This window comes from Nonomuraea sp. NPDC049695 (assembly GCF_040674955.1).
GTDB classification, from domain to species: Bacteria; Actinomycetota; Actinomycetes; order Streptosporangiales; family Streptosporangiaceae; genus Nonomuraea; species Nonomuraea helvata.
The window spans coordinates 193,906-208,629 of sequence record NZ_JBFANV010000008.1; the positions used below are offsets into that span (position 1 = coordinate 193,906).

At 69.5% G+C, this 14,724-nt stretch carries 13 protein-coding genes; 1 reads left to right on the forward strand and 12 read right to left on the reverse strand.

The features are described from left to right. Positions 1-14: 14 nt before the first annotated feature. From AB0J64_RS10600 to AB0J64_RS10655, 12 genes are all read right to left on the reverse strand, one after another. Positions 15-767, reverse strand: a complete 753-nt coding sequence (locus AB0J64_RS10600) for a TIGR03936 family radical SAM-associated protein (RefSeq protein WP_364023820.1) — start codon at positions 765-767, stop codon at positions 15-17. Between the two features lie 153 nt (positions 768-920). After that, a complete protein-coding gene (locus AB0J64_RS10605) occupies positions 921-2,831 on the reverse strand; it encodes a TIGR03960 family B12-binding radical SAM protein (protein WP_364023822.1) in 1,911 nt (636 codons plus the stop codon). A gap of 40 nt (positions 2,832-2,871) precedes the next feature. After that, entirely contained in the window at positions 2,872-3,051 is a 180-nt protein-coding gene (locus AB0J64_RS10610) for a hypothetical protein (protein WP_364023825.1), read from the reverse strand. Between the two features lie 3 nt (positions 3,052-3,054). Further along, positions 3,055-4,221 carry a rod shape-determining protein RodA gene (rodA, locus tag AB0J64_RS10615; protein WP_364023828.1) on the reverse strand — a complete coding sequence of 389 codons (1,167 nt, stop codon included), beginning with the start codon at positions 4,219-4,221 and terminating at the stop codon, positions 3,055-3,057. 334 nt (positions 4,222-4,555) lie between these two features. After that, positions 4,556-6,601, reverse strand: coding sequence for a penicillin-binding protein 2 (mrdA, locus tag AB0J64_RS10620; protein ID WP_364023831.1), 2,046 nt, complete (start codon positions 6,599-6,601; stop codon positions 4,556-4,558). Next, a complete protein-coding gene (gene mreD, locus AB0J64_RS10625; protein WP_364023834.1) occupies positions 6,598-7,062 on the reverse strand; it encodes a rod shape-determining protein MreD in 465 nt (154 codons plus the stop codon). The genes mrdA and mreD overlap by 4 nt, the downstream gene beginning before the upstream one ends. A 352-nt stretch (positions 7,063-7,414) precedes the next feature. Further along, positions 7,415-8,293 carry a rod shape-determining protein MreC gene (mreC, locus tag AB0J64_RS10630; protein ID WP_364023836.1) on the reverse strand — a complete coding sequence of 293 codons (879 nt, stop codon included), beginning with the start codon at positions 8,291-8,293 and terminating at the stop codon, positions 7,415-7,417. Further along, entirely contained in the window at positions 8,293-9,324 is a 1,032-nt protein-coding gene (locus AB0J64_RS10635; RefSeq protein WP_344989608.1) for a rod shape-determining protein, read from the reverse strand. The genes mreC and AB0J64_RS10635 overlap by 1 nt, the downstream gene beginning before the upstream one ends. 395 nt (positions 9,325-9,719) lie before the next feature. Continuing rightward, entirely contained in the window at positions 9,720-10,130 is a 411-nt protein-coding gene (gene ndk, locus AB0J64_RS10640) for a nucleoside-diphosphate kinase (RefSeq protein WP_090773482.1), read from the reverse strand. Positions 10,131-10,305: 175 nt separating this feature from the next. After that, positions 10,306-11,877 carry a hypothetical protein gene (locus tag AB0J64_RS10645; RefSeq protein ID WP_364023841.1) on the reverse strand — a complete coding sequence of 524 codons (1,572 nt, stop codon included), beginning with the start codon at positions 11,875-11,877 and terminating at the stop codon, positions 10,306-10,308. Between the two features lie 9 nt (positions 11,878-11,886). Further along, positions 11,887-12,228: a DUF4233 domain-containing protein gene (locus AB0J64_RS10650; RefSeq protein ID WP_364023843.1), complete on the reverse strand. Its 342-nt coding sequence runs from the start codon at positions 12,226-12,228 to the stop codon at positions 11,887-11,889. After that, complete coding sequence (locus tag AB0J64_RS10655) at positions 12,225-13,520, reverse strand: folylpolyglutamate synthase/dihydrofolate synthase family protein (protein ID WP_364023862.1); 1,296 nt, start codon at positions 13,518-13,520, stop codon at positions 12,225-12,227. Before AB0J64_RS10655 ends, AB0J64_RS10650 begins: the two co-directional genes overlap by 4 nt. A gap of 124 nt (positions 13,521-13,644) precedes the next feature. Here AB0J64_RS10655 and AB0J64_RS10660 point away from each other — a divergent pair, with 124 nt between their 5' ends. After that, entirely contained in the window at positions 13,645-14,658 is a 1,014-nt protein-coding gene (locus tag AB0J64_RS10660) for a hypothetical protein (protein WP_364023845.1), read from the forward strand. The last annotated feature ends 66 nt before the right edge of the window (positions 14,659-14,724 follow it).

Genomic DNA, 14,724 nt, shown 5'->3' on the forward strand with positions numbered 1-14,724 from the left:
CGCAGGGCGCTTCCTTAACCGGCGACGTGCTCACCCGCCGGTCCCGCCTCGCCGCCGCGCGTGGTATCGCGGTCCAGGTCGAGCGGGTCGGCAAGCGCACCGGTGCTGACGTCGAGCGGCCCCTGCGCCAGCCTGGTCACCTCGGGGGGAACCGGCGGCGCGAAGTCGGCCACAAGGCGCAGCCCTGTGAGCACATCGTCGGGTCGAACGGCAGGCGTCATGTGCCGAACAACCATGCGCAGTATGACACACGGTCCTCCAAGCACCTGAGCTGCGGTTCTGTCTGCTCCCTCGGACACCGTCAGCCCCAGGACGGCCTCCCGCGCGTCGAAGCGGCGGGGACCCTTCTTGGTGAGGCGCTCGACCTCCACGGCACCTTCCGCGAGGAACTTGCCCACCGCCACCTCGGCGAGCTCGCGATCGGCACCGGGCAGCCGCACCTCCCACTCGGAGACCTCCAAGCGGTCGGCCAACGCCCCAGGACCCGCCTCCACAACGTCGAGCACATCGAGCCCAGGCGGCAGCGACCCGTCAAGGCCCCGCTTGATCTGCTCGGGGTCGCACGGCTTGGTGACACCGAGCTCGAGGTATTCGGCTTCGCTGGCGACACCGGTCGGCGCCGCGCCCGCGTAGGAGATCTTCGGGTGGGGCGAGAAGCCCGCGCTGTAGGCCACCGGAATACCGGCACGGCGGACCGCTCTCTCAACGGCCCGCGAGATGTCGCGGTGGCTGGTGAAGCGCAGGCGACCGCGCTTGGCGTAACGCACGCGAAGGCGCTGCACCGTGGGCGCGGGCGGAGGCCCTTCGGGAACAGGTTTCAGAGCTTGTCGTCCTTCCCTTGTAAGAGTTCCTTCGTCTCAGGATAAGCCGCCCTGACGCGTGTATGTGTACGCCGAGGCACGGGCTGCCCACTGAGCGCGCTAGACCACCGTAAGTGGAAGGAGTTTCCGCCCCGTGGGACCGATCTGAATTTCCGTGCCCATCGTCGGGCAGACGCCGCAGTCGTAGCAAGGAGTCCAGCGGCAGTCTTCGACCTCACCGCCGGAAACGGCCTCCTGCCAGTCCTGCCAGAGCCATTCGCGGTCGAGCCCGGCGTCGAGGTGGTCCCACGGCAGGACTTCGTTCTCCTCACGCTCACGCGTGGTGTACCAGTCGACGTCGACGCCGGCCTTCTCGGCCGCCGCCATCCAGCGCTCGTAGGAGAAGTGCTCGCTCCAGCCGTCGAACCTGCCGCCGTCCTCCCAGACGGCGCGGATCACGGCGCCGACCCGGCGGTCGCCGCGCGAGAGCAGGCCCTCCACGATCGAGGGCTTGCCGTCGTGGTAGCGGTAGCCGATGGCCCTGCCGTACTCCTTGTCGCCTCTGAGCGCCTCACGCAGCGCCTTGAGCCGCCGGTCGACGGTCTCGTGGTCGGCCTGACCCGCCCACTGGAACGGCGTGTGCGGCTTGGGCACGAAGCCGCCGATGGAGACCGTGCAGCGGATGTCGCGGCTGCCGGTCGCCTCACGGCCCGCCTTGATGACCTTCTTGGCCAGGTCGGCGATGCCGAGCACGTCCTCGTCCATCTCGGTGGGCAGCCCGCACATGAAGTAGAGCTTGACCTGGCGCCACCCCTGCGAATAGGCCGTGGTGACGGTGCGGATCAGGTCTTCCTCGGTGACCATCTTGTTGATCACCTTGCGCATGCGCTCGGAGCCGCCCTCGGGCGCGAACGTCAGGCCCGAGCGCCTGCCGTTCCTGGAGAACTCGTTGGCCAGGTCGATGTTGAACGCGTCGACCCTGGTCGAGGGGAGCGACAGCGAGGTGTTGGTGCCTTCGTAGCGGTCGGCCAGGCCCTTGGCGACGTCGCCGATCTCGGAGTGGTCGGCCGACGACAGCGACAGCAGACCGACCTCGTTGAAGCCGGACTCCTTGATGCCGTTCTCGACCATGGCCCCGATCGTGGTGATCGAGCGCTCCCGCACCGGACGCGTGATCATGCCGGCCTGGCAGAACCTGCAGCCGCGGGTGCAGCCGCGGAAGATCTCCACGCTGAACCGCTCGTGCACCGTCTCGGCCAGCGGGACCAGCGGCTTCTTCGGGTACGGCCACTCGTCGAGGTCCATCACGGTGTGCTTGTGCACCCGCCACGGCACCTCGGGCCTGTTGGGCGCCACACGCTTGATGCGGCCGTCCGGGTGGTAGTCGACATCGTAGAACTTCGGGACATAAACCCCGCCGGACTCGGCGAGCCGCATCAGCAGCTCGTCGCGGCCGCCCGGCCTGCCCTCGGCCTTCCACTCGCGGATGACCTCGCTGATCGCGATGGAGATCTGCTCGCCGTCACCGAGCACGGCCGCGTCGAGGAAATCGGCGATCGGCTCGGGGTTGAAGGCCGCGTGGCCGCCGGCGAGCACGATCGGGTCGTCCTCTCCCCGCTCCCTGGCGAGCAGCGGAATGCCCGCCAGGTCGAGGGCGGTCAGCATGTTGGTGTAGCCGAGCTCGGTCGAGAACGACAGCCCGAGCACGTCGAAGGCGCGCACCGGCCGGTGCCCGTCGACGGTGAACTGCGGGACGCCCTCGGCCCGCATGAGCGCCTCGAGATCCGGCCAGACCGCGTAGGTGCGCTCGGCCAGCGTGCGGGGCAGCTCGTTGAGGATCTCGTAGAGGATCGCCACACCCTGGTTGGGCAGCCCGACCTCGTAGGCGTCCGGGTACATCAGCGCCCACCGCACGTCGGCGGAGTCCCAGTCCTTGACGGTCGAGTTGAGCTCACCCCCCACGTACTGGATGGGCTTCTGCACCTTGGGCAGCAGCGCTTCCAGGCGGGGGAAAATCGACTCGACAGGCATACCGTCCAGCGTAGCGGCGGTCAGACGGTGGCAGGTCCGGTCAGACGGTGGCGGGGCCTGGGATGTCGATGTCGTTTCCGCTGAGCACCAGGATGTGGTGCCCTTCGTAGCAGGTCAGCTCGACCGCGATCACGCCGTCAGCCAGATTGTGCACGCCGACGACGTGGTTGGCGGGCAGCAGAAAGCGCTCTTCGCACTCATCGCAATAGGCCAGGAACATGTCTCAATTAAACGACTGTCTTCGCACCCTGATGGCCTGAAGAAGCCCAATCGCAATGAGATTCGCGAACGTGGCGGTGCCGCCGTACGAGACGAACGGCAACGGAAGCCCCGTGATGGGCATGATCCCGATCGTCATCCCCACATTGACGAACGTCTGGAACGCGAACCAGCACACGATCATCCCCGCGACCAGCGTCCCGAACCTGTCATCGCACTGCCTGGCGATCTTCAGCCCGCGTATCAGCACCACCCCGAGCAGCAGCACGACCGTCACGGACCCGAGGAACCCGAACTCCTCCCCCGCCACGGTGAAGATGAAGTCGGTGTGCTGCTCGGGCACGAACCTGCCGGTCGTCTGCCCGCCCCCGAGCAGACCCTTACCGAGCAGTTGCCCGGAGCCGATGGCGATGATCGACTGCGTGCTGTTGTAGCCGACACCGCGCGGATCGACGCTCGGATCGACGAACGCCGTGAACCGCGCCACCTGGTACGGCTCGAGCAGCTGGAAGTGGAACACCGAGAACACCCCGGCCACCCCCAGCATCGCCAGCGCCGCGATCCACCTCTTGCGCACGCCCGCGACGATGAGCCCGGCGGCCGTGATCACCGCCAGCACCAGCGCCGTCCCGAGGTCAGGCTGGAGCATCACCAGCCCCATCGTGACCAGCGCGGCGATGAGCGCCAGCCACACGTCGAGCCCGCGCGGCCGATCGCTGCCCTCTCCTGGCTGGGCCAGCAGCATCGCGATGATCAGCAGCAGTCCGACCTTGGCGAACTCGGACGGCTGCACCGCAAATCCCCCGCCGAGCAGGATCCACGAGTGTGACCCGTTGATGGTCGCGCCCAACGGCGTGATCACCAGGCCCAGCCCTATGAGCGACACCACGTACACCACGGGCGCGTACGCCCGCATGGCCCGATGATCGACCATCGCCACGATGGCGCACAGCACCACTCCGATGACCTCGTTGAACACGTGCTTCTTGACCAGGCCCGTGGATCCCGGCGCCCAGGTCCTGGTGGAGGACCACACGAGCAGCGTCCCGATCACGCACAGCCCGGCCACCGCGACCAGCATCAGCCCGTCGAGCCTGCGCACCGTCGAGTTCTCGGCGGTCACCCGCCGCAGCAGCGAGGGCCGCCGGATGGCCGCCGCACGGTCGATCATCTCCGACCCCCCGTCTCACCAGCCGCACGGCCGACCAGCCAGCCGACCGCACACCCGACCACCCACCCGGCCGCACAGCCCATCACCCACCGCACGACCCCGCGACCGGCCCACCGCCGCACGACCCCACGACCGACGATCCACCGGCCACCGCCGCGCCCACCGACATCAGAGCGCCCGCCACGGCCCGCCACGACGTTCACTCCCTGGGCGCTCGCCCCCCGAACGCTCGCCTCCAGGGCACTCGCCTCCTGGGCACTCGCCCCCTGGACACTTGCCTCCAGGGCACTCGTCCCCCGGGCGCTCATCCTCCGGGCGCTCATCCTTCGGGCGCTCATCCTCCGGCCACCGTTCCGTCGGGCGAGAACCGGGGCAGTCTCGTCGTGAGCTTCCCGCCGGGCACGGCCGGAGGCCGCTTGATGCCGTAGATCCCCTCGTAGATCTCCCGCACCGCGGGCGCCGCCGTCTCCGCGCCCATCCCACCCTGCGAGACCATGACCACGACCACGTACTGCGGGTTGTTGGTCGGCGCGAACGACGCGAACCACGAGGTGTCCTTCTTGCCCCACACCTCCGCGGTGCCGGTCTTGCCACCGATGCGGATCTTGTTCATGGGGAACCCCGCAAAGGCCCCCGCGGCGGTGCCGTCGGAGGGCACGTCGCTCAGCGCGTTCTTGATGTACATGCGCTCTTTGTCGGAGATCGGCAGCTTGCCCACCACCGGCACCGGGATGGTCTTGACCACCGTGCCGTCGGGCCGCACCTGCGCCCAACCGATGCGCGGGCTGCGCAGCTTCCCGTCGCTCACCAGCGCCATGTACGCCCGGGCGAGCTGCATCGGCGTCACCAGCACGTCGCCCTGGCCGATGGCGAAGTTGGCCGAGTCACCCGGCCGGAGCAGGAACCCCTCGGTGCAGTTCTCCAGCGCCAGCCGCTTGAGGAAGTCGGCCCGCGCCCGGTCCTTGACCTCCGGATACCCCTTGCGGGACCGCTCGCAGGTCACGGCGTTGGTCCGGTTCCACAGGTCCTTCTTCCATGCCCGGTCGGGGATGCGCCCTGAGGACTCACCGGGCAGGTCCACCCCGGTCGGGCTGCCGAACCCGAACGCCCTGGCGGTGTTGGCGAACACCTCCTTCGTGTCCTTCTTCGGATTGCGCCCGCCGTCCTTGAGGTACTGCTCGTACGCGGCCCGGTAGAAGATCGTGTCGCACGACTTGACCAGCGCGGTGTGCAGGTTCATCGAGCCCAGCCCGATGCCGTGGAAGTTGTTGAAGGCGCGGTCGCCCACCATGTAGGAGCCGGGGCAGTCGTAGGTGCCGTTCAGCGGGTAGCCGGACCGCAGCATCGCCGCCACCGACGAGATCTTGAACGTCGAGCCGGGCGCGAACTGGCCGTTGATCGCCCGCGACACGAGCGGGTTGCCGGACTTGTCCGACAGCAGCCACTGGTATCCGCGCGTGGAGATCCCGCCCGCCCAGATCGCCGGGTCGTACCCGGGCGCGCTGGCCAGCGCCACCACCCGTCCGGTACGCGCGTCGAGCACGACCCCCGCGCCGCCGTCGGCCCCAGGCGCGGACTTCATCGCCCTGGCCAGCGCCTTCTCCACCACGCCCTGCACCCGCGAGTCGATGCTGGTCACCAGGTGGTCGCCCGGGATGGGTGTGATCTGCTCCTCGACCCCGAGCGCCTTGCCCATCCTGTCGACCTGGACCCTGCGCAGCCCCGACTTGCCACGCAGCGCGTCGTCATAGACGTACTCGAGGCCGTCCCGCCCGGCCAGGTCCACCCCGGAGAAGCTGGCCTTCAGGCCCTCCCGCTTCTCCAGCTCCGCCTCGGTGACCGGCTGCAGGTAGCCGAGCATCTGCGCCCCGGCCCGTCCGCCGGGATACTGCCTGACGGAATGGATCTCCGCCGTCACCCCGGGAAACTCCTCCTGCCGCTCGAGGATCTGCAGCGCCTCCCGGGTGTCCACCTTCTCGTCCAGCGGGACGGGTTGGTACGGCGAACCCGTCCAGCACGGCTTGGACACCCCGGGCCCGCACGGCGTGATGCGCTGCTGCAGGTCCTTGACCGGCCTGCCGAGCACGGCCGACAACTTGCGCAGCACCGAGAGACCGCCGTCGGGCATCCTGGTCAGCCTGGTCCTGTCCACGGACACGACCAGCGCGGTCCTGTTGCGTACCAGCGGCCGCCCATGTGAGTCGAGGATCTGCCCGCGCACCGCCGGCACGATCACGGCCCGCGTCCTGGTCTCCGTCGCCCGGGTCACGAACTCGCGCCCGCGTACGACCTGCACCTGCCACAACCGCACGGCCAGCACGACGAGCATCATCACCACGAGCACGTGCAACACCAGCAGCCTGGCCCGCATCCTGATCATGTCGAGAACCTCGCCTCCCTGCCCCGCGTGGTCAGCCAGATCACCATGGGAGAAACGAGCAGCGTGTAGACGACGGTGACCGGCACCTGGTCGGTCAGCATCGACAGTGTCATCCGGGGATCGGAGAGAAGCTCGACCACGAACGCCGCCAGCAACGGTGCCATCAGCACGCACAGCACCACCGTCGTCACCGGCCCGCCCGCGCCGCGCCCGGCGACATAGCCGACGACCGCCAGCACGAACGCGTACTGCCCCAAGAGATGAGCGGTGGGCGGCATGACGTCGGCGAGCAGCCCGGCACAGAACCCGAGCACCGCCCCGTACGGCGCGCCCCGCCCCATCGCCGCGCCGATCACCGCCAGCAGCACGAGATCGGGAGCGCCCCCGCCCGGCAGGGACACCCGGTTGACCAGCATGACCTGCGCAAGCAAGGCCAGCAGCACGGACAACCCACCGATCACAGCGCCCCCTCCCGGGAACTCCTCACCATCCGACACCCGGCCACCCGCACCGACGCTCGCCCGGCACCGGACGTGAGCACCCGCACAGACACCCGCCCAGCCCCAGACCTGACCACCGTCACCGCCGACCGCCCGACACCGTGCCCGGCTCGCACCGCCGACCGCCCACCACCGGGCCCGGCCGTCGAGTCCGCTCCGGACGCCGCCACAACCCCTCCTACGCAGGCGGCACAAGCTGACCAGGTGGAACGCTCCACCTGCCCCCTGCAAGCGCCCACACGGCCACCACAGCTCCAGCAGGCGTCACCCCGTCTCTTCGGGGGCAAGGGCCGGGAGCCAGACCGCCTCCCGATCATCGCAATCCCTCCTTGGTCGGCTGCACCACGTCACGTGGGGTCCGCTTGGGCGCCTCCACCACCACACCGACCACGTCGAGCGCCGTCAGGTCCGCGTACGGCCGGGCGTACGCGATGCGCGTCAGCTCCCCCGGCGTCAGCTCCACCCGCTCGATCACCCCGATCGGCACTCCGGGCATGTACGGGCTGCCGTTCTGCGACCCGAAGCTGACGATCCGCGCCCCCCGGGTCAGCGGCGCCGTGGAGTCGAGGAGCCGGAACTGGACAAGCCGCCCGTGCTCCCCCACCCCGTGCACCACCCCGATCTCCTTGCCGCCCTCCAGCCGCGCCCCGGCGGCCGAGGCGGGGTCGCTGAGCAGCACGACCGTCGAGGTGTGCGGGGACGTACGGATGACGCGCCCGACCAGCCCGTCGCCGTTGAGCACGGTCATCTCGGACCGGATCCCGTCGCTCGCGCCCGCGTCGATCTGGACGGCGTCCTCGAAGCCCGGCAGGCCGCGCCTGGCGACCACGTTGGCCGGCACCACCTTGAACCCAGCCGTCCCCGTCAGGCCGAGCAGCTGTTTGAGCTCCTTGGAGCGGGTCGCGTCGAGCTTGCCTGCCACCAGTTCGTTGCGCAACCGGGCGTTCTCCGCCTTGAGCGCGTCGATGCGCTCCTGGGCGCTGGGCGCGCTCACGACGGCGCCCACGAACCCTCCGACGGGCCGCACCAACCCTCCGCCGAACTGCTCCGCCGTGCCGAACACATAGGCCGCGGCCGAACGCAGCGGCCTCAGCGGTGAGCTGTCCCCGGCACGGTGGTCGATGGTCAGGATGACCAGGGCCGCCATCAGCAGCCCTCCGAGGATCAGCCGGGCACGGCGCGAGTCCCTCATCAGTGTCGCGACTCCGGCACCAAGACCTGCTGGAGCGCCTCGAACTCCTCGGCGCACTTGCCGGAACCGATGGCCACCGAGTCGAGGGCGTTCTCGACGAGGTGGACGGGCATGCCCGTCTCGGCCTTGACCCGCTCGTCCAGCCCCTTGAGCAGGGCGCCCCCGCCGGTGAGCGCTATGCCGCGGTCCATGATGTCGCCGGACAGCTCGGGCGGGCACTTGTCGAGCGTGGTCTTGACGGCGTCGACGATCGCGTTGACCGGCTCCTCGATGGCCTTCCTGATCTCCCCGCTCGACACGACGATGGTCTTGGGCAACCCGCTGACGAGGTCACGTCCGCGGATCTCCGCGTGCGACTCCTCCCCGTCCGGGGAGGCCGAGCCGATGGCGATCTTGATCTCCTCGGCGGTGCGCTCGCCGAGCATCAGCGAGAACTCCTTCTTGGCGAACGAGATCACCGCCTGGTCGAGCTCGTCGCCACCGATCCTGATCGACTGACTGGTGACCACGCCGCCCATCGAGATGATCGCCACCTCGGTGGTGCCCCCGCCGATGTCGACCACCATGTTTCCGGTCGGCTCGTGCACCGGCAGACCGGCCCCGATGGCAGCCGCCATGGGCTCCTCGACGATGTAGACCTTCCTGGCACCCGCCTGGTAGCCGGCCTCCTTGACCGCGCGCTGCTCGACGCTGGTGATCCCGCTGGGCACGGCGATGATGATGCGCGGCTTGGCGAGGTGCCGGCGTCGGTGCACCCGTTGAATGAAATATCGCAGCATTCGCTCGGTGACGTCGAAGTCGGCGATCACGCCGTCCTTGAGCGGTCGGACGGCGACGATGTTGCCGGGCGTACGACCGATCATCCGCTTGGCCTCGATGCCAACGGCGACGATCTTGCCGGTGGCGGTGTTGATCGCTACGACTGACGGCTCGTTGAGGACGATGCCCCGGCCGCGCACGTAGACCAACGTGTTGGCGGTGCCCAGGTCGACCGCCATGTCACGGCCGAGAAACGCGAGCTTGCTGCCCATGGGGAACGGAGCCCTCCGTAACGTCGTTCGCGAATGACTACGGATCGAATTCGAATCGTAACGTGACGTACCCACCGAGGGGCGCAATGAGCCCTCGCGCCTCACAAAAATCTCCAGCCGCTACCTCAACCGCGATTTTGCCCGGATTGCACCACAACACCCGATCAGCTGCTGGAACGATCCAAAACGCCCACGACTACGATCATGTACTTCCCACTTCACGTGCTGACTCTGCCAACCATAGGGAGAACAGCCGACAAAACCGTGACACAGCTTTCTCCACGAATCGGCGCCCGCACGCCATGCTCCCGCCAACATACGGCGGGCCGCTGACAAAAACGCGCGCCCACGCAGCGCGGAAGCTGCGCGGGCGCGACAGTGCGAACCGAGATCGCCTAGAAGCGGTCAGGGAAGAAGATCTTGATCTCCCTGGCGGCCGACTCCGGCGAGTCGGAGCCGTGAACGACGTTCTCGCCGATCTCGAGCGCGTGGTCGCCGCGGATCGTGCCGGGCGCCGACTTGACCGGGTCGGTGGCGCCGGCCAGCGCGCGGAACGCCTCGACGGCGCGCGGGCCCTCGAGCACCAGGGCGACGAGCGGGCCGGAGGTGATGAACTCGACGAGCTCGCCGAAGAACGGCCGCTCGGAGTGCTCGGCGTAGTGCGCCTTGGCGGTGTCGGCGTCGAGGGTGCGCAGGTCCATCGCCACGACCTTGAGGCCCTTGCGCTCCACGCGCGCGATCACGTCACCGATGAGGCCGCGCTTTACCCCGTCAGGCTTGATCAGGACAAGAGTGCGCTCGGACACTTGGAGTTCTCCTTCGAAGAGAGTGAGGTTCGCGGCCACGGGCTCCCTGCCCGGCCGCGGATGCTTCGCGAGGGACGGGCCCGCGCGTCGCCGTGGCTTGGGGCCCAGCTTACCGTCCCGCGCAGCCACCCTCGTTTCGCTGAAGGGCCGGCGAGGAGGCAGCACAGTCAGGCGGCTAAGAGGAGGCGGTGTCCTCCGGCGAGTGGCCCTGCGGCGGCACGGCGGGCAACGGACCCGCCTCGCCATCGCCCTGCGGCTCCGCTTCGCCGAAGGCACCCGCGGGAGGCACGGAGGCCGCCCCCTCCGCCCCCGCCGCAGCAGGCGGATCGTCGTCATCGGCCTCCGCGACGACAGGCGTACCAGGACCGGCGCACGGAACCTGAGGCACGTTCCTCGCACTCCGCCGGGCCGTCACCGCGGCCAGCACGATGACCACGACCACAAGGAACCCACCGACCAGAGCCCAGGAATGCAGGGCGCCGACGAAGCTGTCGACCAGCTCCTGGGCCGAGGACACTCCGTTCAGCATCGCCATCTGCACGCCCGTACCGAGCAGGAAACCCGCCAGCACGCCCGCGAGGCCGAGCGACAGCCCGAACACGGCCGCCCCGACACCCACTTCCTGCAATGCCGACGTCAGCGCCACCGCCGCTCCCACGGCGAGCAGCGAGAACGGCACGAGGAGCACCAGCCCGGAGGCGGACGGCACCATGAGCCGCACGGAGCACAGCCCGACGACCATGGCCAGCAGCCCCAGAGGCGCCAGCCACCGCCCCGATGCCCGTGCGAGCCGCCGCACCGCCACGGACGCGGCCACCGCGAGCACCCCTGCCACACCGTAGGGAACCCAGAGCCCCTTCAGCCCGGGCCCGCCGAGGCCGCCCATCTCCACCATCGTCACCTGGGCCGCGCTGGGCAGCAGCACGACGCCCACCGCCACCATGGAGTACGACAGCGTGCGGCTCTCCGCCGTGCCGATCGAGGCCAGCGCCAGCAGCGCCGCGACCGCCAGCGCCGCCAGCAGCATCACCGGTACGGCCCGCCACTCCTCGGTCGCGGTGGCGATCCCCAAGGCCGCGATGCCCACTGCGGGCACGACGGCCAGCAGCAACCGGCTCCGCTCCCCGTCGTCGATCCCCGGCCCGTCAGGCCGCCCGAGCAGCATCCAGACGATCACGTACGCACCGGCCAGCGCCAGGGCGACCCCCGTCAGCATCGGGTACGGCTGCAGCGTGACCTTCCAGCTGCTCGCCTTGTCGAGCGGCCAGAGCGCCAGCGCCTGGGCCGCGAGCAGGCTCAGGCTGAACACGCCCACCCACAGCGCCCGCAGCATCGGTCCGCGGGTCCAGACCGCGGCCAGCGTGGCCGGGACGACCATTCCCGCACCCACGCCGCGCAGCACCCGCACCGCCCCGACCATGAGCTCCGAGCCCGCGAAACCACCGGCGGCGTCCGACAGGGCCACCAGCAGCAGCCCGCCGAGCAGCACGTGGAGCACGGGCACCCGCCGCAGCGCGACGGCCGCCAGCGGCACGGTCAGCATCAGCGCGGGCAGGGCGAGCCCGTGCGTGCGCATCAGGCCGACCTGGTCGATGCCGCCCGGCAGCAGCTTGGCGACGACGGAGAGCGTATTGGGAATGGTGACGATGGCCAACGGCAGCGCGGCCACCACGAGCAGCCCGAGCGTGACGTCGAGCAGCCATGGCGACCTGAGGCCGGCCGACCGCTGGATCGGGGGGACGGTCATGCGCCGACTTTAGCGGGAAGTAGCGCCCTCGACACGGCGAGCGACGATAATCGCCGTAATCCACAGCGCGGTGAAGATCGCGCCGAGGAAGAACATGGCCGGAACGAGGAATCCCGTGCAGATCGCCAGCACCTGTACGACGCTGCCGAGAACGTAACCGAAGGGCCTCTTGAGCAGGCCCGCCGCGACCACGCACAGCACGGCGAGGCCGATGCCGGCGGTCACGGCCAGCCCCGGCGCGACGCCGCCCACGGTGATCGCCACAGGCGTGATCAGCCCGGCCACGATGGCCTCCATGCCGAGCACGCTCGCGCCCAATCGGCGCATGCCCGGAGTGACCTGGAAATTCATCGCGAACCATCCGCTTTCAGCAGCTGCCGCGCGTCGCCCGCCGTGACGACGGACCCGGTGATGAGCACGCCCGTGCCGCTGAACTCGCCCTCGGAGTCGGCGACGCCGATGGCCCTGTCGATGGCGTCGTCGAGCCGGTCCACGATCTGTACGCGCTCCTCGCCGAACAGCGGCTCGGCCAGCGACGCCAGCTCCTCGGGCGACATCGACCTGGGCGAGGAGTTACGGGTGACGACGATCTCGTCGAGAATGGGCTCGAGCAGCTCGAGCAGCGCGTCGACGTCCTTGTCGCGCATGACGGCGACCACCCCGATGACCTTGGCGAAGTCGAACGCCTCGTGCAGCCCTTCCAGGGTCGCCTGCATGCCGCCCGGGTTGTGCGCCGCGTCGATCACGACCGTCGGCGTGCGGCGCACGACCTCCATGCGCCCCGGCGAGGAGGCCTGCGCGAACGCCTGTCGTACGAGATCGGCGTCGAGCGGGTCGTCGCCGCCGGTCAGCGCCTCGACGGCGGCCAGCGCACAGACGGCGTTGCTCGCCTGATGCGCGCCGTAGAGCGGCAGGTAGACCTCGTCGTAGACGCCCTTGAGCCCCCGCAGGGTGAGCAGCTGCCCGCCGATCGCCACCTCGCGGCTGAGCACGCCGAACTCGAGGCCCTCACGGGCCACGACGGCCCCCACCTCCGCGGCCCGCCGCATCAGCACCTCCGCCGCGGCCAGCTCCTGCTGCGCGAGCACGGTGGTCGCGCCGGGCTTGATGATCCCGGCCTTCTCAGAGGCGATGCTGGGGATGTCGGGCCCGAGCCGGTCCATGTGGTCCAGCGAGATGGGCGTGATCACGGACACCGTGCCGTCGGCCACGTTGGTCGCGTCCCAGGACCCGCCCATGCCCGCCTCGATCACGGCGACGTCGACGGGCGTGTCGGCGTACGCGGCGAACGCCATGGCGGTCAGCAACTCGAAGAACTGGATGCGCCGGTGCCCCTGGCTGTCGGTCAGCTCGACGTAGGGCATGATCTCTTCGAAGACCTCGGCGAACCGCTCCTCGCTCAGCGGCTCCCCGTCCACGGTGATCCGCTCGCGCATCGACACGAGATGGGGGCTGGTGAACCGCCCCACCCTCAGGTTGCGCTCCCTGAGCAGCGCCTCGGTGAGCCGCGCCGTGCTCGTCTTGCCGTTGGTGCCGGCGATGTGTATGACCGGGTACGCCTGCTGCGGCGAGCCGAGCAGGTCAAGAAGGGCCGCGATCCTGTCGAGCGTCGGCTCGAAATCCCACTCGACGCCGCGCTCCATGATTGCGCGTTCGACCGCACGATAATCCACCCCTCAACCCTACTGACTGCCCGAAGCGCTCCCGCCCCGGGCGTCCTCGAACATCGCCGGTCTCCGTCGCGTCCAACCCCGTGGGGAGGATGACATGAAGAGACCGATTGCGATCACCGCCGTGGCGGCGGGGGCCCTCACGATGCTGGTGACCGCCCTGATCCCACGGAACCCGGCTGCCACAGCGCAGTCCGCCGACTCGGACCAGCCTTTTCAAGGGCCGGCCGCGTACGCGTACCTCTGCCAGAGCGTCGCCACCGAAGGCCCGCAGGAGGAGTGCGCCAACTGGCGGATCGTGACCCGTGAAGGAAGGACCTGGGAGCTCACGGACGCCGACGGCGGCAACCCCGTCGACCTGAGTGCCGACGGCCGCCTCATCGCGTACGAGAGGGCGAGCGACCACCGCATCGTCGTCCGCGATCTCGTCAACGGCACCGTACGTCCCATTCTCGAGAACGTGCCCGCACAAGCGATGGCCGATCTCACTGTTTCACCGACGCTGCTCGGCAACGGGCGGTGGCTGGACGTCGAATTCGAGGCCGACGACGGAGAAGACGATGAGAACGCCATGCCGGCCGCCTTCATCGCGCAGGTGGCCGACGGGCGGACGATCTGGCGGCTGCCGCGAGATGCGACCCTGCTCCGCCTCGACATAGCGGGCAAGCGGTTGATGGTCGAGGACGAGAAGTCGTTCTCCGTGACGGACCCGTCAGGCACCACCAAGACTCCGTTGCCTCGCCGGCTACGTGTCGCCCAGGCCTCCGGTGTCCTGACCCCCGATGGGAAGGGGCAAGCCGCGCAGGTCGTGTCCAGGAACTTCCCTGCGGGCGGCGCCGACATCCGCCCGGCCCGGCTGGTCACCATCGACACCGCGAGCGGCAAGGTCCTCCATGACGTACATCTCTCCCTGCCGCTGCGGGACAGGGCCGGCAGCTGCCACTCGAGTCGATGGCTGAGCACCTCGGAGGTACTCCTGAGATGCGGTACGGGCGAGCCGCACCACGAGATCCTGTTCCGGGTCGACACGCGCACCGGCGCTCACAGGAAGCTTGGGGAAGTGAAGCCACCGAAGTCCGGGCTCTTCGAGCTCGTATGGGCTGAGGACTGACCGGGAACGCAAAAAGGGCCACCCCGAAGGGTGGCCCTCTTTCATAAATATTGTGCGGCGGTGACC